The organism is Streptomyces sp. AA4 (assembly GCF_000158875.1).
GTDB lineage: Bacteria > Actinomycetota > Actinomycetes > Mycobacteriales > Pseudonocardiaceae > Amycolatopsis.
In genome coordinates this window covers 49,229-74,020 of sequence record NZ_GG657746.1, presented here as the reverse complement: position 1 = coordinate 74,020, position 24,792 = coordinate 49,229, and the positions used below count along the sequence as shown (strand labels likewise).

Genomic DNA, 24,792 nt, shown 5'->3' with positions numbered 1-24,792 from the left:
ATCGAGGTGCGCGACTGCCTCTCCAGAAGCAGGCATCATGCCTCCTCTCACGTCCGACATCGTTCGGGTGCCCCTGGCCTGGTCGGCAGTCTTGTCGTGGCGCGCGGGCTCGGCGGCGCGACCGCGTCACCCAGCAGCAGACCGCGGCCGACCTGCGAGCCGGAGACTACGACGTCGACGAACAGGCCGCCCGCGCACAGTGGAGGCGATGAAGGAAGCACAGCGCACACGCGAACTGCAGCCAGCGCCAAGAGGACAACCGGCAAGGTTAGCTGGGCCGCTCAGACCGAGCAGCCGCCGCGCAGCGAGAGCCCTGCACCTGCCAAGAACGTACTGTGCTGATGCTTCGGAACGACCTGACAGTTGCCCGACCGCGGCGAACGCAAGCCGCGAACGGCATACCATAGGGCAACGACTGCCCAGCCGCGCCGCGAGCATTTCCCGGCGCGGTCCATACGCCCAGAATATGCTCCAGAGCCGAAGCAAAGCCCGCCACCGCGCAACATCAACCATCTCTCAATCAACCACTAAAACCGCCCGCCACCTGCATAAATTGATACAGCCAGACACTTCCCGGAATTTCCGGAAATCAATACCTTGGGACTTTTAATCCGCAGGTTCTGAGTTCGAGTCCCAGGCGGCCCACTCAAACTTCCAGGTCAGCGGCTCTTTGCTCGTGGCCAGTCAAGATCAGCTCCCCGGGTTTGAGCTGGGACGGATTATCCGGCAACCCTTCAAGGGCCATCGCCGTTACCGGGTCGACCGCCTTCCGATTCGGCAACGCCAACGCCCACGACGGCAATGGAAGCGCACGCGGGGCTGGATTCCGCCATCGGCCGAGGCTTCCGAAGCAGCCCTTCGCCTTGACTCCGCCGCGTGCGTGACGTCGATCGTCCCGCGACGAAGTCGACGTCTTCCCCCTTGGCGCCCCGCGGGTCACCAAGAAGTCGGGACATCCTGTGCGATCCCGATCAGGTTCCCGTCCGCGGCCTTCAGCACTGCCAACCGGCGGCCCGGGACGTCGACGATTCCTGTCGCGCCACCATCGCTCGGGTGCAGCACACCCGCCGCGTCCTGTGCCAGTGCCGTCGCGCCATCGGCGATCAGTGCGCGGTGGGCGTTCTCGACATCCTCGACCTTGAAGAAGACCAGCGGGTGGTCCACCCACGGCAGCCGGGACAGCCCGATTTCTACGCCGCCGTCGGAGAAAGTCGCGTAATCGTCGTTCTGATAAACCGGCCCCCGGCCCAGCGCGGCGGTCCAGACCGCGATGCCCGCGGCCAGATCACGTGCCGGGTAGACCACCATGTGCACACCGCTCAACCCGCTCATTCCGCGAGCACTCTCCTTCATCGACGTAACAAGAAATCAAACCCATACCGCCGCCGCGCGTAGTCCACTGTGATCGCCAGCAGCAGCGGCCCCCAGACCAGCAACGGCGCATAGCAAATCCGGAGGACGAGCCCGGCCGTTCCGTGTGGGAAATCGGGGTGCGACAACGGTCCGCCGTCCATCAGTGCGATCACTGCTGTCGCCGTGGTGACCGTCAGCGCGCCGATTGTCGCCGGCACGATTGCGACCAGCGGAGGAATGCGCCGCCCCCGCAGCCACGGCATCCACTTCGGCACCCGTTCACCCCACGGCCGCACCAGTCCGAAGCTCAAGAACGCGGCCGCCTGCGAGACGATCGTCAGTGTCCAGACATAGAAAATGAACGACGGACCGTGGTACAGCCGCCCCAGTTCGCCGGTGAACCCGACGTCCACTCCGAACCCGGCCGCCACCCGCCAGACGCACGACGGCGCCGTGCACAACACGGTCGCCCAGGCTGCCCACACTGCCCACCGCGGGACCGCCGGCCGGGTCTCAGCTTCCCGCTCCGCCAACACCGTCGACACGTCCGCTCCCCCGTTTCGAACCGCTCCGGGCACCCCGGTGCCAAGGACGGTATCGGAGAGTTCTCTCTAATTCAATATGGAGAGTCGTCTCTAGAAGGTGTCTTCGCGGACTCGTCCTAGGCCAGCAGATCCCGCGCGCAGCGTTCGGCGAGGTCCTCGGCATGCGCAGGCAGCGGTTGGCCGTTGCGCCGATACCGGCGGACCATTGCCAGCGGCAGCTCGACCAGGGCGAGCACGACCCGGTCGAGGTCCATTTCGGTGTCGGCGCCCACACGTTTGGCGAGCTCGGCCACCGCTCCCAGGACACGCTTGTTGCCGTCCTCGCCGCGCCGCGCGTGTTCGTCGGTCCATTCGTCGCGCCCGAACGCCTGCGGCCCGTGCAGCAACACCGCCGCTTCCTGCGGGTTCAGCCGGCTCCAGGCGACGACGTGGCGCGCCGCGGCCGCGCCGGCCTTCAGCGGATCCGGGTCGGAGCCCAGCGCGGCGAAGTATCCGTCCTGGAAGCGCTCGACCGTGCGCAGCCACAGCTCGGCCTGCAGCGCCAGCCGCTGCGGGAACCGGTGGTAGAGCGAACCGCTTGGCGCCCCGCAGGCTCTGGCGACCGCCGACATGGTCACCGCCGCCGGTCCCGAAGCGGCGGCGATCTCCAGAGCGGTGTCCAGCAGCAACGTCTCGTCATAACGGGGCGGGCGAGGCATGAAATAGAGACTAGGCTCCAGTTTGCCTTGGCGCGACTTCCCTTGCGCGGCGGCGTCCCACGACGCCGTCGTCCGATGTCGCCGACCGCGAACCCGGCCGGAACAGCGGAAGCTGACCTGCAAACCGCGGCCCAGAACGCACGAACGGCACGCGGCGACAAGGGCCGCGTGCCGAGCGGGAGTCAGTCCTCTGCGCGGAGTTCCGCGTTCTGGCGCTGGGCTTCGTGGAGCTGGTCTTCGAGGGTGACGATGCGGCAGGCGGCCTCGACGGCCGTGCCCTGGTCGACCAGTTCGCGCACCCGGGTGGCCAGGCGGAGCTGGTGCCGGGTGTAGCGGCGGTGTCCTCCGGGCGAACGCTGCGGCGTGATCAAACCCGCTTCGTCGAGGCTGCGCAGGAAGCTTTGACTGGTGCCGAGCATGTCGGCGGCCCGGCCCATCGTGTAGGCGGGGTAGTGCTCGTCGTCGAACTTGTCGGCCCCGCTGGGCGTGGCCGGTCCTTCTTGGTCAGGGATCAATTCCACCTCCACGTCAGAAAGGACCCCGGGTGCCATGCACGGCACCCGGGGTCCTCAAGGGTTGGGTTTCATCATTGCCAACCGGCGCGAACGCCGGCTTCCTGCACCCGCTTCCGGCACCACGCCGGGTTTCGCGGGGATCGCTCATTCGTGACCGAGAACCACCTCCGAACTCGATGGGACTGCGGCACCCGCGCGGCGCTTTCCGACCGCCGCGGGCGATCCAATGATGTTCCCGTTCCCTTCCTTCCGGTTTTCTCCACTTGCTGGGTACTGCGTTTTTCCTCGCTGCGAACGCCACCGCCGGGGAACCCTTCCACTGATCGGTCCCAGCACGCTGACGCCGCTGGCCACTGCCCGGAGCCCGTTCACTGATCGGCCCCGGCCACCTGACCGGTCCTGCACTTGCCACTTCACTCAACTGGACTTCACGGGCGCACCTGCTCCGCCCGCTTCCTGCACTTTCCGCCCCGGGGCCGCACATCCGAACCAACCCCGGCCCCGGGGTACTGCTCCCGGTCACCAGCCGGAACCCGTTTACTGCTCGGTTCCGCGCTTCCCGACCGGCTCATCTCACTTCGCGGGCAGTTACGTCATCTCCCGCGCCTGCTTGACGTTGTCTTTCTCGGTACGAACAGAAGACTACACACGACTGCGACCGAATGTCTACTCCAGTCAGCATAGATTTTCTGCGCGGGCGTCAGTCGTGAAGAGCCCGAGAAGGCAGCTCCCCATACGCGGCCCGGTAGTGCGCGGTAAACGCACTAGGCCGCGTGTACCCCCACCGCGCCGCGACCTGCGTAACCGTCGTCTCCCCCGGCGTCGCAGCCCGCAGCTCAGCGCGTGCGTGGTCGAGACGCACGCGCCGCAGGTAAGCCATCGGCGTCGTGTCGAGGTGGCGTCGGAAGGCCAGCTGCACCGCGCGCGCTGAGACGCCGGCGGCCAGGGCCAGGTCGGTCGCCGTGAGGTCGCGGGCGGGGTTGGCCTCGACGAACGCGATCGCGCGGCGCAACGCCTGGGGATGCGCGTCGAGGTCGGTGCCGGCGCGTTCGTCCAGCGCGGTCGTGGGAAAAGCCGTGAGCACGGCCGCGGCCAGGTGCTGGGTCGCGGTGCTGACCAGGAGCGGGTGCTCGGCGATGTCCGGGGCGGACAGGACTTGTTCGCGCAGGAACGTGATGGCCGCGCGCAGGTGCTGGGCCGCGGCGGCGGACACCGGGTTGTGGTCGAGCAGTTCGACGGGCTTTTCGACACCGGCGACGCGCGTGAGCAACTCCGGGTCGAGCATCGTGATGCTGTAGCGGGCCCGGCAGATCCGGCCGGAGTACGGGCGGTCCGGCGGGGCGAAGGAGAACAGGTCGCCGGGGGCGAAGTCGGCGGGTTCGGTCCACCCGGCTACCCGGTGGTCTTCGATGGTTCCCGCTGCGATGTCGCACAGGCAGATCCGGCCCAGCGGGTTGACGTCGTAGCTCATGTCGAAGTCCAGGTCCAGCTCGTCGGCGCTGACCGCGTCGGTGGCGACCCGGGTGATGCGCGCGCCCGAGTCGCGGCTTCCGCTGCCGATCCGCATCGGGGCGTAGGAATCGCAGAGGAATTCCTCGGTGCGGTCCAGGTCGTCGCTCTCGAAAACCACCTTTCCCGGGGTGGACATCCGCCGGTTCGCCCTCCGTCCCACGCCGACCGTCACCCCGGCGGGTCCTTGGGCGTCGTGCAAGAACCTCCGACGTGTGCGGTCGCGGGGCAGGCTCCCGGTTACCCGCGTTGGCCGGGGAGCAAACCGCCGAGCCGGGCGCAGGCGTCGTCGATGGTGGCGGCGAGGTGGAGCAGGACGTCGACCCGGGTGACGCGCAGCGGACGCAGGACGGCGCGGTTTCCGCCGGTCACCACGATGAGCTTCTGGTGCCGGGCGCGCGCGGCCCGGTGGGTTTCGAGCATCAGCGACATCCCGACGACGGCCATGAAGTCCAGGGCGGTGCAGTCAAGGACGATGTCGCGGCCGGTACGGAGCTGCTGGTCGAGCACGGCGGCGAGGTCGTCGGCGGTGGCCAGATCGAGCGCGCCGCCCAGTCTCACCAGCAGGAGCGAGCCCACGGAGCCGCAGCGGATAGCCAGGTCGCCAGGGCGTAGCGACCGGTCGGTGGTTTCGGACATCAGCGGAGTTCTCCCTGTCGTAAGTGTGGCCAACGCCGCGACGGGGAATCGTTCCCGAAGACACCGCTGAATTTCGCTGTTCGGCTTCCGGGCCTCTTCGCTCCGGAACGAACGGGGTTGCCTCCACGGTGCAGGGCTCGCCTGGAACGGTCTAGCGGGGTAACCGAACTCCCGGCCTATCCGGAAAACGAAGCGTCCACCCGGACGATGTCCGGCGCGGGCGGACCGGGTCGGCACAGGCAGCAACCGCTCTCTTACGCGGCCTCGCCGAGGCCAGGCCGCGCTTGGTCGCCCGACTACCGCTGTTTTTCTTGCTGTGCCTCGAGATTTGCCCGGTACGCCGTTCGTTCCGGGCGATCCGCGTGCAACGCGCGGTCGTCGCGGACCAGACGCCGGATGCGGTTGAGGACCGGCTCCGGGGTGACGCCCGCGGCCGCCGCGAGCAGGCCGACGTAGCCGGGAACGGCGATCTCCCCGCGCCGGTGGTGCACCGACTCGACGACCGCCCTGGCGACGTCTTCCGGCTGCACCTTCGGGATGGGCCGCATGTCCAGGCCCGAGGCGAGCGCGGTGTCGACGGCCGAGGGCAGCACCGCGGTGAGGCTGACGCCCGCGTCCGCGAACTCCAGGCGGGTCGCGGCCGTCAGCCCGACGACGGCGAACTTGGTCGCGTTGTAGACGGCCAGTCCCTTGACCGGGAACTTGCCCGCCAGCGAGGCGACGTTGACGACGTGTCCGGACCCGCGTTCGACCATGCCGGGCAGGGCCAGTTTCATCCCGTTGAGGACGCCGCCGAGGTTGACATCGATCTGCAGCCGGTCGGTGGCGTCGGCGAGTTCGAGGAATCCGCCGTTCGGCGTGAGACCGGCGTTGTTCACCAGCACACGCAACGGTCCATGGGCCTTCTCGGCCGCAGCGAGGAAGGACGCGAACGAGCCGCGGTCGGCGACGTCCAGGTGGTGCGCGGTGCCGCCGATCAGCTCCGCGGTCTCTTTGGCGGCCGTCTCGTTGAGGTCGCCGATCGCGACGCGCGCGCCCTTGCTCGCGAACAACTTGGCGACCGCGCGGCCGATCCCCGCGCCGCCACCGGTGATCGCGACGGACGCGCCGTCGAGGTCGATCTTGGGGTAGCTCATCGGGTCGCTCCTTGCTCGATGGCGGCGCGCACGCGCGCTGGGGTCAGAGTGCGGCAGGCGCGGAGCACGTCGGCGCGGCGGCGCAGGTCCATGAAGTTGGGACCCATGACGTCCAGTTCAGCCGCGCCGGGTTCGATGCGGAGCACCCGGATTCCGGCGGCGCGGAGGTGCTTGACCTCGGCGTCGACGCGGCGGGTCATCGCGTGCCGGGCGAGTCGCTCGACACGGGCGAAACCGCGGCCGGGCGCGCCGCCCTCGGTGGACATCGGCGGGAGGAGCACGACCTCCTCGACACCGGTCTGAAGGACGAGATCGGCGGACGTCGGCGAGACGGTGCCGCCGTCGACGTACTTGCGGCCGTTGATCGCGACCGGCGGAAACCATCCCGGAATGGCCCACGATGCGGCGATGCCGGTGCCGAGCTGGGTCCGCTGCGAATTCCCGAACGCGACCCGCTCGCCCGTGCGGATATCGGCCCCGACGAGCCAGGTCCGCGGATGATCGACCCAGCCGTCGGCATTGGCCAACGCGGCACCGAGGTCGCGCAGCCAGCCAGCGTCGCCGCGTCCTCTCGGCAGCGCACCAGCCAATCCGGCCAGCAAATCGACTCGCCCGCGCAGCGCCGCCGCGGTGAGGCCGAGGCCAGGCCAAACCGGCGTCGGCAACGGCGGCAGCAGGCCCGGATGCTGAGCGAGATGCCGCACGACGCGGTCGTCCGCGGGTTCGCCGACCAGCGCGGCCATGATCTCGTCGACTCCGATGCCAGCGCCGAGAAGTGCCGCCATTTCCGCGCCCGCGGAGGTGCCGACCAGGACGTCTGCCTCGCGCGCGTCCCATCCCAGCTGGTCCTCGACCGAGGCGAGGGCAGCGGCGGTCCAGGCGAAGCCGAGCGTGCCGCCGCACCCGAGCACCAGTGCGCGTTGGGTCATCGGCCACCTCGGCGGAATCGCGTGTCAGTGGCGGAACCGTATGTCATTTTCACGGGCAGGGCAATACCGCTCCGGCGAGGTCGGCGCTGTTGACGACCCGGTTGCGATGGGGAGCGCCCGGGTGCGCCGAACCAGCCGACGCACCCGGGGCGGTCACTTCGAGGGCAGCGGCTGCGGTTTGCCGCCGTCGAGGAGGCCGTACGGCAGGATGCTGTCCGGGGTTCCGGTGATGGCTCCGGCCGGGTTGTTCATCAGGCCGTTGACGAAGTTGGCTCCCGAACCGTTCGGGGAGGGCAGCAGGAAGCCGAGCGTTCCCGCGCCTCCGGCCAAGCCGCCGACCAGGTCGCCGACGCCGCCGAGGCCGCTGTTGGCGCCCGGGCTCGAGCCCGGGCTGTCCTGTCCGATCGCCGACGGCGCGGCCTGTGCCGTCGCGGTGGACAGAAAGACCAGTGCCAGCCCCAGTCCGAGGCCCCCGAGTACACGCTTCACGAAAACTGCTCCTTTCCGAGGTGTCGTCCGATAACGCGAACCAGGGTTGTGTCCGGCGGCAGGCACTGCCACTGGAGACCGGCTAAACCGCCCGATCAGGCAAGCTTTATCGGTGCTGGAAGGGAGTCAACGGGTTCCAGAGTTCCGCGCAGTGATGCTGCCGCGGGATCTCCGTCGTGAGCTGACTGTCTCCCGCCGCGTTGAGCGCCAGCACCACCGGCTTGTCCTTTGTGTACGGATCCCATTGCGGAGCACCGTCCACAGTGGGGTTTCCGGTGCGGGCGAAACCCGCCCACTGCGTCAAGATCTGGTCGGCGAGCACCTGTTGGTTGGGCGTCAACTGGACCCCGTCCGGGAACATCAGCTGCCATTCGGCGACATGGTAGGCGCCGTTCGGCTTGGCGGGGTCGACGAAGAACTGCGGCGGGATGTCGGTGTCATCGACCTGATAGGCGAAGACCGGAAGGTGCCGGGACAACCGCTCGTCGTTGAGCAGGGCGGGGCAGACCGAGTTGGAATCCGCGACGGCGGTTCGGTACGCGAGGTACGGGGCTGGCGCGGGGTAGCGCTTCAGCGGGTAGGTCTTGCGGACCTCGTCGGCGTGCTTTCCGTACTGTTGCTTCAGGAATTTCTCGTAATCGGCTGCGGTCTCGGCGGACGGCAGCTGAGTTTCGTCGCGGTCGACGCCGTGCATCAGCGTTACGCGATTGACCTGTCCGGTCGCGAAAGCCTCGGCGGGGGACATCGGCAGAGTCTTGCCGTCGACGATCGGCGCGACCGTGCCGTTGTCCGGGTTTCTCCCGTGGTCGGCCTGTTTGAGCACCGCTTGCGCGGGCAGCGCGCGCAGGCACGCGGCGGTCGAACAACCCAGTGCCGCGGCGAATCGTGCGCCCTTTTGCCGCGCTTGTTTCTCGGTGGGCAGGTTTGCTTTGCAGTCTTGCGTTTGCCAGATGATGTCGACGCCGAGCAGCGAGTTGTACTCGCCGCTTTGGCTGATTCCACGCTTGAACAGCCCAGCCGAGGTCGGCGAAGCGGTGTGGGCGCAGATGCTCGAACCGCCCGCGGAATCGCCGTAGATCGTGACGTTGCGGGGGTCGCCGCCGAACTTCGCGATGTTCCGTTGCACCCAGCGGAGCGCGGCTTGCTGGTCCTGGAGTCCGTAGTTGCCCGCGTGCGCCCCGAACGATTCGTGGGCCAGGAAGCCGAAAATCCCGAGCCGGTAATTGAACTCCACGCTGACGACGTGCCCCGCGGCCACGAGACGACTCGCGTCGGTCGGCTTCCACAGCAGGAATCCGCCGCCATGGATCTGCACCATCACCGGAAACGGACCGGGACCCGCGTTGTTGGGCACGCGCACGGTCAGATTGAGGCAATCCTCGTTGTCCGACCCCGGACCGGTACCCGGCGGCTGCGGACATTCGTTGCCCTCCGCGGTCGCGGGGAACGGTTCGGTCCAGGGCGCGGGACGCTGCGGCGCGGCCCAACGCAACTCGCCCACCGGCGGCGCGGCGTAGCGAATCCCTTGCCACGACGTGATTCCCGCGCCCGCGACACCGCACACCGGCCCGTCATCGGCGGGGACCGTCGTACCCGGCGAACACGCTGGCGCGCGCACCTTGCCCGCCAGCGCCGCCGATCCGGCCAGCGACAGCACCACCCCGACGACAGTCGCCAAGACAGCGGGCGCCTTTCCGCGGAATCTCATCCGTCCTCCTTCGCTCCCGCCTGGCCGGGGAGGAACGACGAGCAGCAACCACGCACCGAGGCGGTTTACCGGCATGGGCTCGACCGATGACCAACGGGGCCATCGCGGCGGGAACGGGTCCCGCGTGCCTTCAGTCTGGCGGCCGCGAGGGGAGGCACAACCTCCGTTCGGGCGCGCGAGAGGGGTCAAATTCCCGGGGACGATGGTCTTTTGCCAGGGAGCAAAGGCGGAAGAACGCGAGAAAAGCAGGAGGCATATCTGGACCCGGTTATCTCGCCGTGCTCAAGGCCGCGGTCAGCTCGGGACCTACGGCACGGACGTCCGGATGGGCGTGCCACCTTCGCAACACCACCGCCAGTTTCCGCAGATCGGTGCGGATTGTCGCGGAGCCGAGCTGGGCGAGCTGCACCAGCAGCGGCTGCGCGAGGCGGCACGCCTGCTCCAATTCGCCGGACGCCGCGTAGGCCAGGCACAAGCGCAGGCCGAACCGGGTGCGAGCGCGTACGGCGCTGAGCGGGATCCGCGCGAGTTCCCGGTCCAGCACTTCCGCTGCCTCCGCCGGGCGGCCGAGGTCGTAAAGGCACCAGCCGGTCGCGACCCCGACCGGATCGGCGACCTGCGACGTGCCGATCACCGGTCCGTCCGGCACGCCGTCGGGGTCCTGCAGCCAGGTTCGCGCCCGGTCCAGCGCCCGCAGGCAGCCATCCGGATCACCGGCGAGGGCGCGGCCTTGAGCTTCGCGCTGTGCCGCGAGCCCGAGTATCCGGGCCGGGACGTTTTTCCTTTCCTGCGCCTGTTGCGCGAGTGCGACGGTCTCCGCCCCGTCCCCCTGGTACATGGCGATCAGGGCTTGCCGGACCAAGGCGTAACTCGACAGGTAGTCATCGCCGGCGACCCCGGAGACACGCACCGCCCGCGCGGTCCACCAAGCGGCGGCAGCGTCGTCGCCGGACTCCTGGGCCATCCAGCCCGCGTACTCCGCCGTCCGTGCCGCCAGCGAGGCCACCTTCGGCAGAGCCCCGCCGGTGACCTGCGTGGCGAGCGTGCGCAACGCCTGCGCCTGCCCCACCACCATCGGCAGCACGACGTCCGGCGAAGAGGACTGGCCCAACGCCCGCGCGGCGTCGAACAAACGCCGGTGCTGGAGCAATTGCGCCTCGGCGTCCACGGCCACGACGCCGGTGCCGGACACCTTGAGCCCGGCGATCACCGCCATTCCGCCGAGCAGCACGTCCCGCCGTCCGACCGGATTGAACGAGCCGCCGCCCTCGGGCATCATCGTCATCACCCACACTTCCTCCTCGGTTGCCCCGGCCGCGGCCGGCCGGGCAGCCCGCTCGGTTTCCCCGGCGAGGTCGATCAGCTCTCCCCCGGCCCCCAGCACCGCGTCGCACTTCCGCACGAACTCCGGCGACGGCGCCTGCGCACCGGTCTCGACCCGGCTCACGTGGCCCTTGCTGTAGTAGAGCCGCCGGGCGAACTCGCTCAGCGAAAGCCCTTCGGCGATCCGCATCGCTCGCACTCTCGATCCGAACGTCTCCGGCACGGAAGACACCTGGCGCACCGCCCTTCGTCGGTTTCCCATCCTGCCCGACCGGCAATCCTCCGCCGAGCGGGTTAACGTTCCCCGCGACATCCGGAAACAGGAAACGATCAGTCCGTGCGGTGCGATTTAGACCAGGAATCGGATCATTCTGCGACGATTCCGTAGATCGTTACTGCACTGCCGCGACGGTAGTCAAAAGCTGGACAAAAGCGTCGCCGGCAAGAGGAAACAGGAAACGGTCCCCTACCCTCAAGTAGGTCTTGTCAAGCAGCCGTTCGGATGCCAAAGATTGCTCTCTGCTCCCCCGACCCTCCGCCCCGACCGGCCCCGAGCCGTGCCGCACGCGAGCGGACAGACCTGGAAAGGCCCCGCGTTGAACCAGATTTTCCTCAACTACCGCACGGTCGACGAACGGTTCGGCGTGGCGCTGCTCGACCACGAACTGTCTCGCGCGTTCGGCCCGGAAGCCGTCTTTTTCGCTTCCAAGTCGATCGAACTCGGCTCCGAATGGGAGCAATACCTGTTCGACGCGGTCAAGGCCTCGCAGGCCCTGCTGGTGGTGATCGGGAGAAATTGGCTGAACGCCGCCGACGAGGACGGGAACCGGCTCCTCGACGACCCGCGCGACTTCGTCCGCCGGGAGATCACCACCGCATTCGAGCTGGGAAAACGCGTTATTCCGGTACTGCTGGACACTCCCCGGATTCCGCGCGAGGAGCTGCCCGCGCCGCTTCGCCAGCTCGCCGACGTGCAAGACGCCCGAGTCCACTTCCGCAACGCCGTGCCCGACATCGACCGCCTCGCCACCCGGCTGGAGCAGCTCGTTCCCGAACTGCACCGAACCGCCTCGACCGGGACCGCCACCGCCGCGAAGTTCACCGCCCACGCGCACCAGGGCGGCGTGGTCAACCAGTACGACCGGGTCGACGTGCGCGGCGACTTCCACGCCGGACCGCGCTGACCGAATTCCCGAACCCGTTTCCCCCGGAGCTGACTCTTGAGCGAAGAGACTCCGGCCGAGGAAGCTCCGAAGGAGCCGGCGGAATCGCCGTCCCCTGAGCCCGCCTCGGCCGAAAAGGACCCCCCGCCGCCCTCGGACCGGGACCAGGCCGTGCACGACCTGCGCGGCCAGGCCTCGGATCTGCTGAACGTGCAGTTCAGCAAGATCGTCTCGGAAGCCGCCGGCAGGCTGCGAGGCGTCACGAACGTCAACATCTTCCACGAGGTGCACGCCGACGGCGACTTCCTCGCCGGGCCGGGCAGCCGGAGCACCGCGCGGCGGTCGGGCAGAAGCCGGGCTCAGCCGCAAGACCTCGCCGCGATCGAATACTTCGCGCCCCCGCCCGACTTCCAGGACTGCGTGGACCGGCTGCGCGACACCAACCTGCTGATCATCGCCGACGCGGCGAGCACCGGACGGTTCAGCCGCGCGCTGGCCGCCCTGCGGGAGGTGGTCGACGAGGACGCGGTGATCTACCGCCTGCCCACCTCGATCCTGGGCAACCCGAGCTGGCGGATTCCCCGGCCGCGCAGCGGATGCCTCGTCGTCGACCCGGACAACGGCGACGGCAAGTTCTCCGCGAGCAAGCTCACCGACGACTGGCTCGCGAAAACCGCCGAACGCCTGCAGGACGAGGGAAGCCACCTCGTGGTCGTGACCGGCCCGGCCGCCGGATCCCTTGCCACCGCGACGAAACGCGTCGAGTTCGTCGTCGAGGAACTCGAACTGCCGGATCCGATGGACATCGTGCGCAAGCGGCTGGACGGCGAGATTCCGTGGGCCGACCCCGAAACCCTCCGCGATCAGCTGGCCGCGGCCGGGGTGGAGGAACTGCTTGAAGAACGCGACAATCCGGAGTTCGCCGCTCGCGTCGCGCGCGCCGTGGTCGCCGCCGTCCGCGCCGGCGAGGATCTCGGCAAGGCGCTCGACAAACTGCGCGATCCGACCGGGCAGGTCCGGGAATGGCTCAGCCAGAACCCGGGCAGTGTGGACGTCGCGCTCGTCTTCGCCACCGCAGTGCTCGAAAACGCCAGCTATCTGCACGTCGCGGACGCGGCGATCGCACTCCATCGGCAGCTCAGCAACGGCAGTTCGGCGACGCTCACCCTGCGCTACCTCCGCAAGATCGTCGCCGAGCGCAGCTGGCTTGAGCTGGATTCCGACGAAGCCGGGGGCAGCGCCAGCCTGCGGTTCAAATCAGTTCGCCTGCGGGTCGCCGTGCTCCGCATCCTGTGGCTCGAGCTCGACGGCGCCCGCGAGAAAATCCTGACCTGGCTGAAAAATCTCGCCGACCACACGAACGTGGACGTGCGGGCCAGGGCGGCCCACGCCGCGGGCATCCTCGCGAACACCGATTTCGAGCACGGCGTGCACGGCTACCTGCTGCACTGGGCCACGTCCGAATCGCCGTTGCTGCAGCAGAGCGCCGCGTACGGGCTCAACGTCGCGGGGACGCAGAGTCCGGGCAACGCGGGCATCGCCTGGTCGTATGTCGAGCGGTGGGCGGAACTCGTCGGCGAGCCGAAGATCCGCAGGCTGCCGATCACCGCGGGCCTCGCGGTCGGCGGGCAGCTCGGCACGGAGAACCCCCGGCGGGCGTTGCGCGTCCTGCGCCGCCTCGTCCGCTTTGGCGACTGGGGCCTGCTGGAATCCGTCGCCGTCAGCACTCAGGCACTGCTCGAGTCCGGCTGCGCGGGGGAGGTGCTGCAGGCCCTGCTCGAATGGACCGAGCGTTCCGAGGACGGGGAATCCGAGGTCAAAGCCCTGACGATGTTCGCCTTCGCCGTCGAGCCCGAAGCCGGCCGCGGCGAGCGTCCGCTGCTGATGCGCGAAGAATCCCGGCACCGGGAAGTGCTCTCCGAACTCTGGGGGCGGGCGTTGGCCAACTCCGCGGCCCGGGGCCTCGCCGAGGACGCGCTGCGGTCGTGGGTCCGCATCTGCGACCGCGACCGTTCGACCGCGGAACCCGTACTCAGCGTGCTGGCTGGAATCGCCGACCGCGGGACGAGCGATTTCGAACGGATCCTGCACCTCCTGCGCGGCTGGGCGAGCGACCCGCACGACCCGTCGGACCAGGCCGCCGAATTCCACGACACCCTGCTCGACCTCGAGGAAGAAGCATCATGAGCACGTACAACCCGGTCCTCAGCTGCGTCGAAGTCCGCCGGATGCGCCTCGGCGCCCCGCTGCGCTCGCCCGAGCTCGGCGTCGCGATGGTCCTGGAGCGGGCCGCCGGCGCGCCGATCGTCGTCAACCACGGCGAACGCGTGCCGGACGCCCGGACCGGCAACTACCGCCGGATGCATCTGATCGACGTGGCCACTCGCGGCCTGTCCTTCGCGATCCACGTGGCGAGCAAAGATCCGGCCTTCACCTTCCGCGTCACCGTCGAGTTCGCCTGCCAGGTCACCGATCCCGTCGCCATCGCGCTGAACAAGGTCACCGACATGACCGCCAGCCTGCTGCCGTCGCTCACCGGGATCGTCCGCGAGGCGGCGGCCCGGTTCGACGTGCTGGAACCCGCGGCGGCGGCGAGCGCGATCTCCTCCCGGCTCAACTCGGCGCGCGATTCGCCCGCCGTGCGGCTCAGCGCCTACTCGGTGTCGGTCTCGATGGTCGACAACGAGGATTTCGTGACCGAGCAACGGAAAATCCGCGTGCGCAAGCTGTCCTACGACGCCATGCGGCCGATCGCGGGCGGCACGCGCGAGGACATGCTCGCCCACATCATGTCGATCGACGACGGCGACCCGATGGCGCTTCTGGACCGGGAACGAGCCGACCGCGCCGCCGAGATGAAGGCCAAGATCGACGTGCTGCGCGCCTTCACCGGCGCCGACATGGAGGACTTCAGCATCTCCGAGGTACGCGAACAGGTCCTCGGCGAGTTCTTCGACCGCAGCAAGGCCGTACCCGGCAAGCGGCGGAAACTCCGCGACAGCCTCGAATCCCGCGCCAAAGCGGAAATCGAAGAAGCCAAAGTCGTCGAGGGCAACGTTCCCCCGGCGAAGGACACCGCCGAGGACGAGGTGCCGTCTTCGAAACGCGCCAGCCGGCTGCGCGGCACCCTGCGGCCGGCCGAGCCGGAGAACGAAAGCTGAGGCATGGACGTACCTCCCGGTGCGCGAGGCGGCGCACGCCTCTGGCACTACACCGAAGAAGCACTCGCCGCGGTCGCGGTGTGGACGGAACGGATCCCGGGGAAGGGCGAGGACGCCGACCCGCTCGTGCTCCTGCACCGGCCGTCGAGGTCCGGGCTGCTCGCCGTCTTCGACGGGGTCGGCGGCGCGGGCCGGGCCCCGGCGGGCCGAACGCCGTCCGGGCAACTGCGCACCCAAGCCTGGCTCGCGTCCCGCCGGGCCCGCGCGCTCGTCGAAGAGTGGTTCACCGACGCGCGGGCGAACATCGCCCCGCACGTGCTCGCGGCGCATCTCGGCAACCGGCTGGGCGCCGGCGTGCTGCGCCCGCGAAGGATCCGGGGGAAGCTCCAGCGCGAACTTCCGACCACCTTCGCCGGGTTGGCCTTCGAACTGGCCGACGGACAGGTCTCGTGGCACGTGCTGTGGGCCGGGGATTCCCGCTGCTACGTAGCGGAACCCCGCGCCGGACTGCAGCAGCTCAGCCTCGACGACGCCGAGCCCGGCGACGCGCTGGAACTGCTGCTGCAAGACCCGCCGATGACCAACCTGGTCCAGGCGGGCGGCCCGTTCCAGATCCACGGCGGCCAGGGAACCGCCCGGCTGCCGTGCCTGCTCGTCACGGCGACCGACGGATTCTTCGGCTACGTCGGCACTCCCGCGGAGTTCGAGCACGCGCTGTGGGAGACGTTGCTGAGCGCGCAGGACGAGCTGCACTGGTCGATTCTGCTCACCGAGAAGGTCCAGTCCTACACCCAGGACGACGCGTCGATCGCGATCGTCGCGCTCGGGTTCGAGGATTTCGCCGCCGTCCGCGCGAGCTTCCGGACCCGGTTCGACCGGCTGCGCGAAGAACACGCCGAACCGATGCGCCGGGCGGCCGCGGGCGGGCGGACCGCCTTGGTCGAAACCAGAACTCGCTCCTGGCTCGCCTACCGCGGGCACTACGAACGACGGCTTCCCCCGCGAGAAAGGAACGGCTCGTGAAACTCGGCTCGGCGGTGCGGGGCTACGAGATCGTCACGCGCCCGTCGAACGCGAACGCCGGCAAATGCCTGTGGGCGTTCGCCCGCAAGGACGGCAAGGAATTCTTCGTCAAGGAGTTCCTCGAGCCCAAACGCCCGCGTCCGGACTCGATGGGCTCGGTCGAGGACAAGAAACGCCGCCTCGCCGCCTGCCGGAAATTCGAGCAACGGCACGAAAAACTGTCGCGGATCCTGCGCGCGGACCATCCGCACGCCGGAAATCTCGTGCTGGCGAAGGACTTTTTCGCCGAAGGGACGCGCTACTACAAGATCACCGACCGGATCGACCCGGTGGACGTGGCTCCCGCGGACCTGGCCCCGCGCGATCGCGCCATCCTGTTGCACACCCTCTGCGAGAGCGTCGCGCTGCTGCACGAGCACAAGATCGTCCACGGCGACCTCCGGCCGGAGAACGTGCTGATCCACCGGCCGCCGCGCAGCGATCTGCACATCGCGAAACTGATCGACTTCGACGATTCCTACGTTTCGGGCGCACCGCCGAAAGCCGGGGAGGTCGGCGGAAACCCGTACTACGGCGCGCCGGAATGGCTCAGCTATCTGCGCGGCGAGCGGGGCGTCCGGTCGTCCCAGCTCACCACCGCGGCGGATATTTTCGCGCTGGGACTGCTGATCCACACTTATGTGGCCGGCACCCCGCCCGAGTTCCCGGCGGAATTCGAATCCCCCGCCGCGGCGGTCCTCGCCGGCGCCGACCTGAAACTCGACCCGGCATTGCCGGAGGACTGGGCGGAATTGCTGTCCGGCACGATGCGGGACCGTCCGTCGGCCCGGCCCGCCATCGACGACGTGCTTTCCCTGCTGCGCGCGCAGCATCAGCCGGCCGCGCGCAGCCGGGTCCGGATCAACCTCACCGGCCGCGTTCCAGCGAAAGGAAACCGATGAGCCAGCAAACCGCGACCGATCTCGGCTACGCCGTCGACATCGTGTTGTGCATCGACACCACGGCGAGCATGCAGCCGATCCTGGACAACGTGAAGGAGAGCGCGCTGACCTTCCCCGGCAGGCTCATGCAAGAGATGGCCGACAAGGGCAGGCGGATCCGCAGCCTGCGCTTGAAGGTCGTGGCGTTCCGCGATTTCGGGGACCGCGCCGACGACGCCTTGGCCGAGACCGAGTTCCTTTCCGTCCCCGCGAAGGTGGACGAGTTCGAACGCACCGTCCGCGCACTGCGTCCGGTCGGCGGCGGGGACGAACCCGAGTCCGGGCTGGAAGCGCTCGCCGTCGCGATGCAGTCCGAATGGGAGACCGGTCTCGACCGGCGGCGGCACGTGATCGTTCTCTTCACCGACGCGCCCGCGCACCGGCTCGGCGATCCGCGGCAACGCGGCGCGGCAGGCTACCCGTCCTCGATCCCGGGTTCGCTGGACGAGCTTTTCTCCTGGTGGGGCCACGCCCAGCAGCGCGGAGCACGCATGGAGAACTCGGCCAAACGGCTCCTGCTCTTCGCCCCCGAGGCCTATCCGTGGGAGGACATCGCCGACGACTGGAACAACACGCTCTTCTTCCCGTCCACCGCGGGCGAAGGGCTCGAGGAATGGGAAATGGACCAGATCATCGCGACGATCGCGAGCAGCCTTTGAGCAGGCGCTTCCGCTGGCCGAGCCGACGCCGCCAGGCGGTGCCGCCGCCGGCGCAGGCTCCCCCTCGTCCGCTGCCGCCGCCGATCGAAGGGCCGGACGTCGTGCTGTACCGGGACCGGGCGTTGCTGATCATCAGCGAACGCCCGCGCCCGGGGACTCCGCAGGCGGTGTTCCGGGTCCCGGTCCGCAACTGCACCGCGGCGGCGCTCTCGGTCGAACCCGGGCTGGCGGGCCAGGAACTGCTCCGGCTGGACCTGACCGCGCGCTGGGGCCGGGACGCACTGGTCGAACTCCCGATGTGGTTCCCGGAGCGGCACCGGATCTTCCTGCAGAGGCTGGTCGACGAGGTGACCGCGGTGGGGCACCACGGTTCCGCTCCCCCGAGGCCGCCCGCGCCGCCGTCGGCTCCGGTGCTCGCGCCGCTTCCGGTCCGTCGCGCTCCCCGCGACGAGAACTGGGTGACCTTCCGCTCCGGAGACGACGACGAGGTGGTGGTATTCGATGCCGGACAAAGCTGATTGGTCGTGCGACTCCTGCCATACGAACAACTACGCACAACAGTCGACGTGCCGGGTCTGCGGCCGGGAAGCCGGCAGCGCGACCGGAGAACTGGCCCTGCCCGACCATCGTCCGCTCGCGATCTCGGCCGAGGAAACCGTCGCGTTCGTGGAATCCAAGCACACCGAAGCGGAGCGGCCGACGATCGCGCTGGCCCCGAAACCCCCGCCGCCGATGCGGCCGCCTCCGCCGAAGGCCCTGCCGAAGCCGCCGTCGTGCACTCCGCGCCCGTATGTCCGGCGCCGGAGGAAACGGCGGGTCTTCCCGTGGGTGATGCTGGGTGTCTTCGGCTTCCTGGCCCTCGTGTACGGCAGCGACTTCCTCGCCAACCTCGGCTCGCAGTTGCGGCAACCCCCGCAAACCTCGGCCACGGCACCGTGCCCGGCCGAGGCGGCCCAGTGGCTTCCCGACTCCGGAGCCGGAGCGAGTTTGGTGGCCAGGTACGACACCGGCAAGCACCTCGTGACGATCTGCGTCGGCTCGGACGGTTCCTACCGCTACAACGGCCAGATCAAGGGCAAACCGGTCACGGCGGAGAACCACGTCTCGCTTCCGGCCGACAAGACTTCCGCCGGATTCACTGCTTCCAACGGCGATTACCACTACGAGATCTCCGGACTCGACCTGACGGTCCGGTACCGCGACCGGGTCATCGGCCGGGAACAGCTCACCCCGGTGCGGTAAGGCCGGTCTCCTCGACCGCCTGCAACTCGGCCACCGCGCGCAATTCCCGGACCAACTCGCGCACCGCGAGGGATTGCGCACCCGCGTAAGTCGCGACGTATCCGATCCGCCGCGTGGGCGGGTCGGCGATCGGGGTGACCGAGACGCCCGGCGGGGCGGCGGCGAGCGTGAGTTTCGGCAGGATCGCCATGCCGATCCCTTGCGCCACCATGGAAAGGACCACCCCGTCGTCGGCGACTTCCATTTTCGTGGAAGGCAGCCAGTCCTGCCGGGCCCACCAGGAGCGGGTGTAGGAGGAGCAGTTTTCCGGCCAGTCAAGCAGCGGCAGGCCGCGCGGTTCGGGCTGGTTTCCTGGGTTGACCAGGAAGTACGGCTCCCGGAACAGTTCCCCGGCGACCAAACCGGTCGGTGGGGTTTCGTCCTCGCCGAGGGTGGCGATGGCGACGTCCGCGCGGCCGTCGGCGACCTCGCCCGCGGTGCCGCGGCCCAGTTCGGGGACGATCAGGACCTGCGGGTGCAGACCGGAATGCTTGGCGGTCAAGCGTTCCAGTGCCGCGGGCAGGAGATGTGCGGCGGCGCTGCGGAAAGCGGCGATGCGCAACGGACCGGTCAGTGCCCCGGCGGCCGCGCCTCGGGCTTCCGCGCGAAGGACGTCGAGTTGGCGCAGGATCAGCCGGGCGTGCACGAGTGCGCGGGCACCGGCCGCGGTGGGTCGGGCGCCGGTGCGGCCGCGGTCGAACAGGATGGCGCCGACCTTGCGTTCGCAGGTCCGGACGGCGTGCGAGACCGCGGACTGAGTCAGGCTCAGCTCGGCGGCCGCGGCGGTGAAGCTGCCGGTGCGCTCCACCGCGAGCAGCAGGCGCAGCTCGCCCGGCGTGAGGTCGACAGCATCCATGCGGCCAGCCTAGCTGCCACCATGAGCGAGATTCATGGATCAAGCCGGTCCATCGATCCGGAGATCTGCCCGAGTGGCGTTGTCACGCTTAAGTTGCTGGTCAGAGCCAACCAAGGAGATCCCGTGTCCCTGACCGCCGTCCGCCAGGTCCGCCGCCCCGAGGGCGCGCCGAGTGCCGCTGATTTCGAGTTCGTCACCCAGCCGCTGCCGGACCTCGCCGACGGACAGGTGCTGGTCGAGAACCGTTACCTGTCCGTCGATCCGTATATGCGCGAGTTCATGGAGTGGGGTGGCTGGGAACTCGGCGCGGGTCTCGAAGGACGCACGATCGGCGAGGTCGTCGAGTCGAAGGAGCCGACGCTGCCGGTCGGCACGACGGTGTTCCACCGGCACGGCTGGGCGACCCACGCCGTCCTCACCACCGCCGACCTCCGGACGATCACCCCGGCGGACGGCGTTCCGCTCAGCGCCTACCTGGGCATTCTCGGTGGGACCGGGCTCACCGCGTACGTCGGCCTGACCCGGATCGCGCAGGTCCGTCCCGGCGACGACGTGTTCATCTCCGCCGCGGCCGGTGCGGTCGGCAGCGCGGCCGGACAGCTCGCCCGGTTGCTTGGCGCACAACGGATCGTCGGCAGCGCCGGGTCCGCGGCGAAGGTCGAGCACCTAACTCGCGATCTCGGTTTCGACGCCGCCTTCAACTACCACGACGGCCCGGTCACCGATCTGCTCGCGAAAGCGGCTCCGGACGGGATCGACGTGTATTTCGACAATGTCGGCGGCGATCACCTGGCTGCCGCGATCGACGCCCTCCGCGACCACGGCCGGGTCGCCTGGTGCGGTTCGGTCGCGCAGTACAACAGTCTGCGCACGCCACCGAGCGCGCCGCACAACCTGTTCGACGTCGTCGGGAAAAGCCTTCGGATCGAAGGGTTTCTGGTGCGCAATCACCTGGACGCCCGCGAAGAGTTCGAGGAATTCGTGGTCCCGCACGTCCGCAGCGGGCGAGTGCTGGTGAATGAGACTGTGGCGGAAGGGTTTTCCGGCATCGTGGACGCGTTCATCGGGATGCTGTGCGGGGAGAACGTCGGGAAAATGCTCGTCCGGGTCTGAACCGGGAGGGGCCGCGCAGCCCCTCCCGGTTCAGGACCTCAATCGCGCCAGCGGTTGTTGAGGAAAGCGTCGTCGTCCTCGTCGTCCTCCACCGGACGCGGGCGGCGCGCCGGACGACGCGGTGCCTCGGTCCGCAGGGCGGGCTGGTTCGGTGTCACCGCGAACGGGGAGGCCGAACCCGGCTCGTTGCCGAACTCGTCGGAGTCGAACGCCGAGGGCGGGTCGGTGCTCGGCCGGTCCGTGCTCCAGCCGGACTTGGTCTTGCGCTTGCCCAATTCCCGCCGGTGCTGGACGTACCGTTCGGCCGCCTGCACCTGCTTGGTCATGTACTCCTGGGACTGCGCCTTGATCTCCTCGGCCTTCTGCTCGCGCAGCGCCCGGCGATCGGCCTGCTCCCGGACCAGCGCGTCCAGTTCGGCCTTCATCGCGGCGGTTTCGCTCATGCGTCCCTCCTACCTGGTCCGGATGATCGGCGCGTCGTCGTCATCGTCGAGTGAACCAGTGATCCGGCTGGCGGGTTCGGCGAGGTTGTCGAAGACCGCGCCCTCCACGCGGTACGCCGCGCGCCGCTCGGTTTCGCCACCGCCGCCACCGCCGCCGTGTCCGCCGCCCATCGCGCCCATGCCGGGCATTCCGGCGCCACCGGGCTGACCCCCGCCGGAGTGGTCGCCCGCGGGTTGCGAGAACCCGCCGCCGGTGTGGGTACCGGACACGGGCGTGCTGTCGACCCCGACTACGGGCCCGCCGTGCAGCGGAGCACTCGGGATACCGGCAGGCACGCCGGTGTGCGAAACCTCTGGTCCCGGACCGCCCTGGATCGGATGGCCCGGCGCGCCGCTCGGAACGCCGTGGTCCAGCGGCTGGACCGGTTCTCCCGCGTGGTGTCCGCCGCCGTGCGACGCTCCCTGCCCGGGGCCGTCTCCCGCCGGATGCGCCGGGTCGCCTGCCGGATGCCCGCCGAGCGGGTCGCCGGTGTGCGAGATTTCCGGGCCCGGGCCGCCTTCGCTCGGACGCCCGACGGGGTGGCTGCTGGGCGAGGCACCGCCGTGCCCGGGACCGTCGGGTCCCTTGTGGTCACCGGGGTGCTGGCCAGGACCGTCGCCCGCGTGGTGGCCGGTGCTGTCGCCGGGCATCTCCGGACCATGGTCGACCGGACGCGTGCCGTGCGGCTTGTCCTCCTCGCCGAGGGTGTAGGTCGTCGGGTTGCCCTTGCCGTCGTCGACCGTGACGACAGTCGGCCCGTTCGGCCCGTCCGGACGCTCGGCGGTGATCTTCGTGTCGCCGTCGCGGAGGTGGATCTTGCCGTCCGGACCGGGGTGGTGGACCTCGTCGCCGTGCTGACCGTCCCCGCCGTCGTGCGCGGACTTGTCGTCGGACCAGTCGATCTTGAAGTCCTTGACGGGCCCGGAGCCCTCGCCGATCTTGATGTCCATCTTGCCGTCGTGATCCGGCTCGGACATCTCGAACGTCTTGTCGCCCTGCTTGACCTTCAGGACCTCCCGGCCGTCCTCGTCGGGCTTGCCGTCGTGGTTCTTGTCGTCGTCGGGCTTGCCGTCGCCCGGCTTGCCGTCGTCGCCACCTGGGCCGCCGTCGGCGGGGTCGGTCTTGATCGGCGGGCCGTCCACCGGACCGCCGCCGCCGGGCGAACCGCCGCCGCCCTTGTCGCCGGGAACCTTGTCGTCCGGGCCCTTGCCGTCGGAACCCTTGTCGTCCGGGCCCTTGCCGTCGGGGCCGGGCGAACCGGGTTCGCCGCCGCCCGGTCCGCCGAGGGGAGCGCCGCCGTGACTGCCCTGCGAGTCCTTCTTCAGCGACTCCATCGCGGCTTCGGCCTTTTGCTTCGCCTCCGCCTGAGCCTTCTGCTTGGCCTCTTCCTCGGCCCGCTGCTTGGCTTCTTCCTCGGACTGGCCCTGGTCCGGCCCCCCGGAACCGCCCGAGCCCGAACCGGAACCAGGCCCGCCGGAGCCGGATCCGCCGCCGGAGTCGGTCTTGATCGGCGGGCCGTCCACCGGACCGCCGCCGCCAGTCCCGCCGCCCGAGCCCCCGCCGAGGGGACCGCCGCCCGGCACCTCGGACGGGACGTCGAGGTCGGGAACTTTCCCGCCGCCTCCGCCGGATCCGCTGCCGGAACCGCCACCCGAACCGGATCCGCCGCCGGTGCCGCCTCCCGTACCGCCGCCAAAGCCGCCGCCCGCGCCGCCGGAAGGAGGGCCTGCGGAATGTCCGAACCGGACCCGCCGCCAGTGCCACCCCCAGTGCCGCCACCGTGACCGCTGCCGGAACCACCGCCGTAGCCACCCTGGCCACCGCCGTAACCGCCCGTTACCCTGACCGCCAGAACCCGGACCGCCAGAACCCGGACCGCCGCCTTGGCCGCCCCCGCCCGGCCCCTGACCGCCACCGCCAGGACCACCGCCACCAGGCCCGCCGGGACCACCCGAGCCCCCGGCCCCGCCAGCTCCGCCGTCCGTGGCGCCCTCGAACTTGTTCTTGAGCTTGCCCATCTCCTTGTCGAGGGCGTCGTAAGCCTTGTCGACGAGGTCCTTGGCGTCCTTGCAGGCCTTCTCGAACCCCAGGTAGATGGTGTCCCACATGTCGGGGTTGAACTGGTTCATGATCCACTGCTTGGCGAGGTCCTTGCCGTGGCTCTGGATCTCGTCGTCGTCGCAGCAGCCCTGGTCGTTGAGGGTGTCGACCAGGTTGGTGCCGAAGTTGTAGTCCATCCACCCGGCGATCTGGGCCAGGTCGTTGACGCTGCCGTGCTCGCCGTTGGCGACCGCGATGACCTTCTGCGCCATCGTGTAATCAGCCTTGCCGACCTGGTCGCGGTACAGGGCGATGACCTGGTCGGCCTTCCCCTTGCACAGGTCGAACAGCGTCTTCGTGGTGTGCAGCGTCGCTTCGCTGGCGTGGCTGAGGTCCTCCCCCAGCTTCGCCGCCTTCTTCTGGATGCTCTCGTTGTACCGGTCCGACGCCGCGTCGGCACCGGCGCCGGTCCAGGTCCCGAACAGGGTGCCGAGTTCGGTCCCGGTGTCGGTCAGCGTCGCCTTCACGGTTTCCGAGCCGTGCTTGAAATGCATGGCGTCGTTGACGAAACTCTCGAAGCTGATCCCGCGCTGCTCGTCGAACGGACCGCGGATGTCCTTGTCGAGGTCGAGCTTGCGCGTGTTCCCCTTGCAGTCGTCGGGGATTTTCTCGAGCAGCCCGCCGAAGGTCTCGAACACTCGCAGCGCGGCGGCCGCCGGGTCGAAGAGTTCGTCGGAAGTCTTGGTGCCGGTGGCCCCGGCGTCCTTGCCCTCGCCGGGCGCGGGCGGCTGCTTCTTGTCGAGCTCGCCCTTGCCCTTGTCGACTTCCTTCTTCTTCTCGTCCTGGTTGTAGCTGTTCTGCTGGCCCTTCCGCCGGGCCTCCTCGTAGATCTCGTCGAGTTTCGGGGCGCCGCCCGGCATTTCGAACGGATTCTTCGGGATGGTGATGAACGTCCGCCCGTAGGCCTTGAGGTACTTCTCGACGTCCTTGCCCTCGTCGCCGCCCGGGTTCGGATGTTCGTTGACCCACGCCCGGAGCAGCCCGTCCTTCAGCTCCGGCGGCACCGCCGAGTTGTCGAGCAGCGCCTTGACATCCGGCCACGTCTTCGGCTTGTTTTCGTCCGCCATCAGAGAATCCCGTCGACGCCGTTGCCGGTCTTGTCGATCGTGCCGGCCTGGTTGTCCTCGTT

At 69.3% G+C, this 24,792-nt stretch carries 23 protein-coding genes; 9 read left to right on the top strand and 14 right to left on the bottom strand.

Going from position 1 to position 24,792, the window contains the following annotated elements:
* Positions 1 to 936: 936 nt before the first annotated feature.
* From SSMG_RS00360 to SSMG_RS00310, 11 genes are all read right to left on the bottom strand, one after another.
* On the bottom strand, positions 937 to 1,332 hold the full coding sequence (locus SSMG_RS00360; RefSeq protein ID WP_037712088.1) for a VOC family protein: 396 nt from the start codon (positions 1,330 to 1,332) through the stop codon (positions 937 to 939).
* 17 nt (positions 1,333 to 1,349) lie between these two features.
* Positions 1,350 to 1,766: a hypothetical protein gene (locus SSMG_RS00355; protein WP_234392792.1), complete on the bottom strand. Its 417-nt coding sequence runs from the start codon at positions 1,764 to 1,766 to the stop codon at positions 1,350 to 1,352.
* Between the two features lie 248 nt (positions 1,767 to 2,014).
* Positions 2,015 to 2,596 (bottom strand): TetR/AcrR family transcriptional regulator, encoded by a 582-nt coding sequence (locus SSMG_RS00350; protein ID WP_009071666.1) that lies wholly within the window; start codon positions 2,594 to 2,596, stop codon positions 2,015 to 2,017.
* A gap of 182 nt (positions 2,597 to 2,778) precedes the next feature.
* Positions 2,779 to 3,033 (bottom strand): MerR family transcriptional regulator, encoded by a 255-nt coding sequence (locus tag SSMG_RS00345; protein ID WP_286157011.1) that lies wholly within the window; start codon positions 3,031 to 3,033, stop codon positions 2,779 to 2,781.
* Between the two features lie 778 nt (positions 3,034 to 3,811).
* A complete protein-coding gene (locus SSMG_RS00340; protein WP_037712086.1) occupies positions 3,812 to 4,759 on the bottom strand; it encodes a helix-turn-helix transcriptional regulator in 948 nt (315 codons plus the stop codon).
* A gap of 101 nt (positions 4,760 to 4,860) precedes the next feature.
* Positions 4,861 to 5,259, bottom strand: coding sequence for an STAS domain-containing protein (locus SSMG_RS00335; protein ID WP_009071661.1), 399 nt, complete (start codon positions 5,257 to 5,259; stop codon positions 4,861 to 4,863).
* Positions 5,260 to 5,555: 296 nt separating this feature from the next.
* Positions 5,556 to 6,395 carry an SDR family oxidoreductase gene (locus SSMG_RS00330; RefSeq protein WP_009071660.1) on the bottom strand — a complete coding sequence of 280 codons (840 nt, stop codon included), beginning with the start codon at positions 6,393 to 6,395 and terminating at the stop codon, positions 5,556 to 5,558.
* On the bottom strand, positions 6,392 to 7,324 hold the full coding sequence (locus tag SSMG_RS00325) for a patatin-like phospholipase family protein (RefSeq protein ID WP_009071658.1): 933 nt from the start codon (positions 7,322 to 7,324) through the stop codon (positions 6,392 to 6,394). Before SSMG_RS00325 ends, SSMG_RS00330 begins: the two co-directional genes overlap by 4 nt.
* Positions 7,325 to 7,477: 153 nt before the next feature.
* Positions 7,478 to 7,813 (bottom strand): hypothetical protein, encoded by a 336-nt coding sequence (locus SSMG_RS00320; protein WP_037712084.1) that lies wholly within the window; start codon positions 7,811 to 7,813, stop codon positions 7,478 to 7,480.
* A 106-nt stretch (positions 7,814 to 7,919) separates the two neighbouring features.
* The gene (locus tag SSMG_RS00315; protein ID WP_009071654.1) at positions 7,920 to 9,521 is read right to left on the bottom strand and encodes a carboxylesterase/lipase family protein; all 1,602 of its coding nucleotides are present in this window, start codon (positions 9,519 to 9,521) and stop codon (positions 7,920 to 7,922) included.
* Between the two features lie 268 nt (positions 9,522 to 9,789).
* Positions 9,790 to 11,106, bottom strand: a complete 1,317-nt coding sequence (locus SSMG_RS00310) for a helix-turn-helix domain-containing protein (protein WP_009071653.1) — start codon at positions 11,104 to 11,106, stop codon at positions 9,790 to 9,792.
* A gap of 334 nt (positions 11,107 to 11,440) precedes the next feature.
* Between SSMG_RS00310 and SSMG_RS00305 the strand changes: the two genes are divergently transcribed.
* The 8 genes from SSMG_RS00305 to SSMG_RS42180 are packed head-to-tail and all read left to right on the top strand — an operon-like array spanning position 11,441 to position 19,072.
* Positions 11,441 to 12,028 (top strand): toll/interleukin-1 receptor domain-containing protein, encoded by a 588-nt coding sequence (locus tag SSMG_RS00305; RefSeq protein WP_158687970.1) that lies wholly within the window; start codon positions 11,441 to 11,443, stop codon positions 12,026 to 12,028.
* Between the two features lie 36 nt (positions 12,029 to 12,064).
* Positions 12,065 to 14,194, top strand: coding sequence for a hypothetical protein (locus tag SSMG_RS00300; RefSeq protein ID WP_009071650.1), 2,130 nt, complete (start codon positions 12,065 to 12,067; stop codon positions 14,192 to 14,194).
* A complete protein-coding gene (locus tag SSMG_RS00295; RefSeq protein ID WP_009071649.1) occupies positions 14,191 to 15,168 on the top strand; it encodes a hypothetical protein in 978 nt (325 codons plus the stop codon). Before SSMG_RS00300 ends, SSMG_RS00295 begins: the two co-directional genes overlap by 4 nt.
* A gap of 3 nt (positions 15,169 to 15,171) precedes the next feature.
* Positions 15,172 to 16,191 (top strand): hypothetical protein, encoded by a 1,020-nt coding sequence (locus SSMG_RS00290; RefSeq protein WP_009071648.1) that lies wholly within the window; start codon positions 15,172 to 15,174, stop codon positions 16,189 to 16,191.
* Positions 16,188 to 17,132 carry a protein kinase gene (locus SSMG_RS00285; protein WP_009071645.1) on the top strand — a complete coding sequence of 315 codons (945 nt, stop codon included), beginning with the start codon at positions 16,188 to 16,190 and terminating at the stop codon, positions 17,130 to 17,132. Before SSMG_RS00290 ends, SSMG_RS00285 begins: the two co-directional genes overlap by 4 nt.
* On the top strand, positions 17,129 to 17,830 hold the full coding sequence (locus tag SSMG_RS00280; protein WP_009071643.1) for a vWA domain-containing protein: 702 nt from the start codon (positions 17,129 to 17,131) through the stop codon (positions 17,828 to 17,830). The genes SSMG_RS00285 and SSMG_RS00280 overlap by 4 nt, the downstream gene beginning before the upstream one ends.
* The gene (locus tag SSMG_RS00275) at positions 17,827 to 18,348 is read left to right on the top strand and encodes a hypothetical protein (RefSeq protein WP_158687969.1); all 522 of its coding nucleotides are present in this window, start codon (positions 17,827 to 17,829) and stop codon (positions 18,346 to 18,348) included. Before SSMG_RS00280 ends, SSMG_RS00275 begins: the two co-directional genes overlap by 4 nt.
* Entirely contained in the window at positions 18,332 to 19,072 is a 741-nt protein-coding gene (locus SSMG_RS42180; RefSeq protein WP_009071640.1) for a zinc finger Ran-binding domain-containing protein, read from the top strand. Before SSMG_RS00275 ends, SSMG_RS42180 begins: the two co-directional genes overlap by 17 nt.
* On the opposite strand, the gene SSMG_RS00265 is transcribed toward SSMG_RS42180, so the two are convergent.
* Positions 19,056 to 19,967, bottom strand: a complete 912-nt coding sequence (locus SSMG_RS00265) for a LysR family transcriptional regulator (protein WP_009071639.1) — start codon at positions 19,965 to 19,967, stop codon at positions 19,056 to 19,058. The two genes, SSMG_RS42180 and SSMG_RS00265, sit on opposite strands and share 17 nt — an antisense overlap.
* A 123-nt stretch (positions 19,968 to 20,090) precedes the next feature.
* On the opposite strand from SSMG_RS00265, the gene SSMG_RS00260 reads away from it, so the two are divergent.
* On the top strand, positions 20,091 to 21,080 hold the full coding sequence (locus SSMG_RS00260) for an NADP-dependent oxidoreductase (protein WP_037712083.1): 990 nt from the start codon (positions 20,091 to 20,093) through the stop codon (positions 21,078 to 21,080).
* A 38-nt stretch (positions 21,081 to 21,118) separates the two neighbouring features.
* Here the strand turns inward: SSMG_RS00260 and SSMG_RS00255 are convergent, their stop codons facing one another.
* Positions 21,119 to 21,523 (bottom strand): OmpH family outer membrane protein, encoded by a 405-nt coding sequence (locus SSMG_RS00255; RefSeq protein WP_009071635.1) that lies wholly within the window; start codon positions 21,521 to 21,523, stop codon positions 21,119 to 21,121.
* Positions 21,524 to 21,532: 9 nt separating this feature from the next.
* Complete coding sequence (locus SSMG_RS45155) at positions 21,533 to 24,730, bottom strand: WXG100 family type VII secretion target (protein ID WP_009071633.1); 3,198 nt, start codon at positions 24,728 to 24,730, stop codon at positions 21,533 to 21,535.
* Positions 24,731 to 24,792 lie beyond the last annotated feature (62 nt).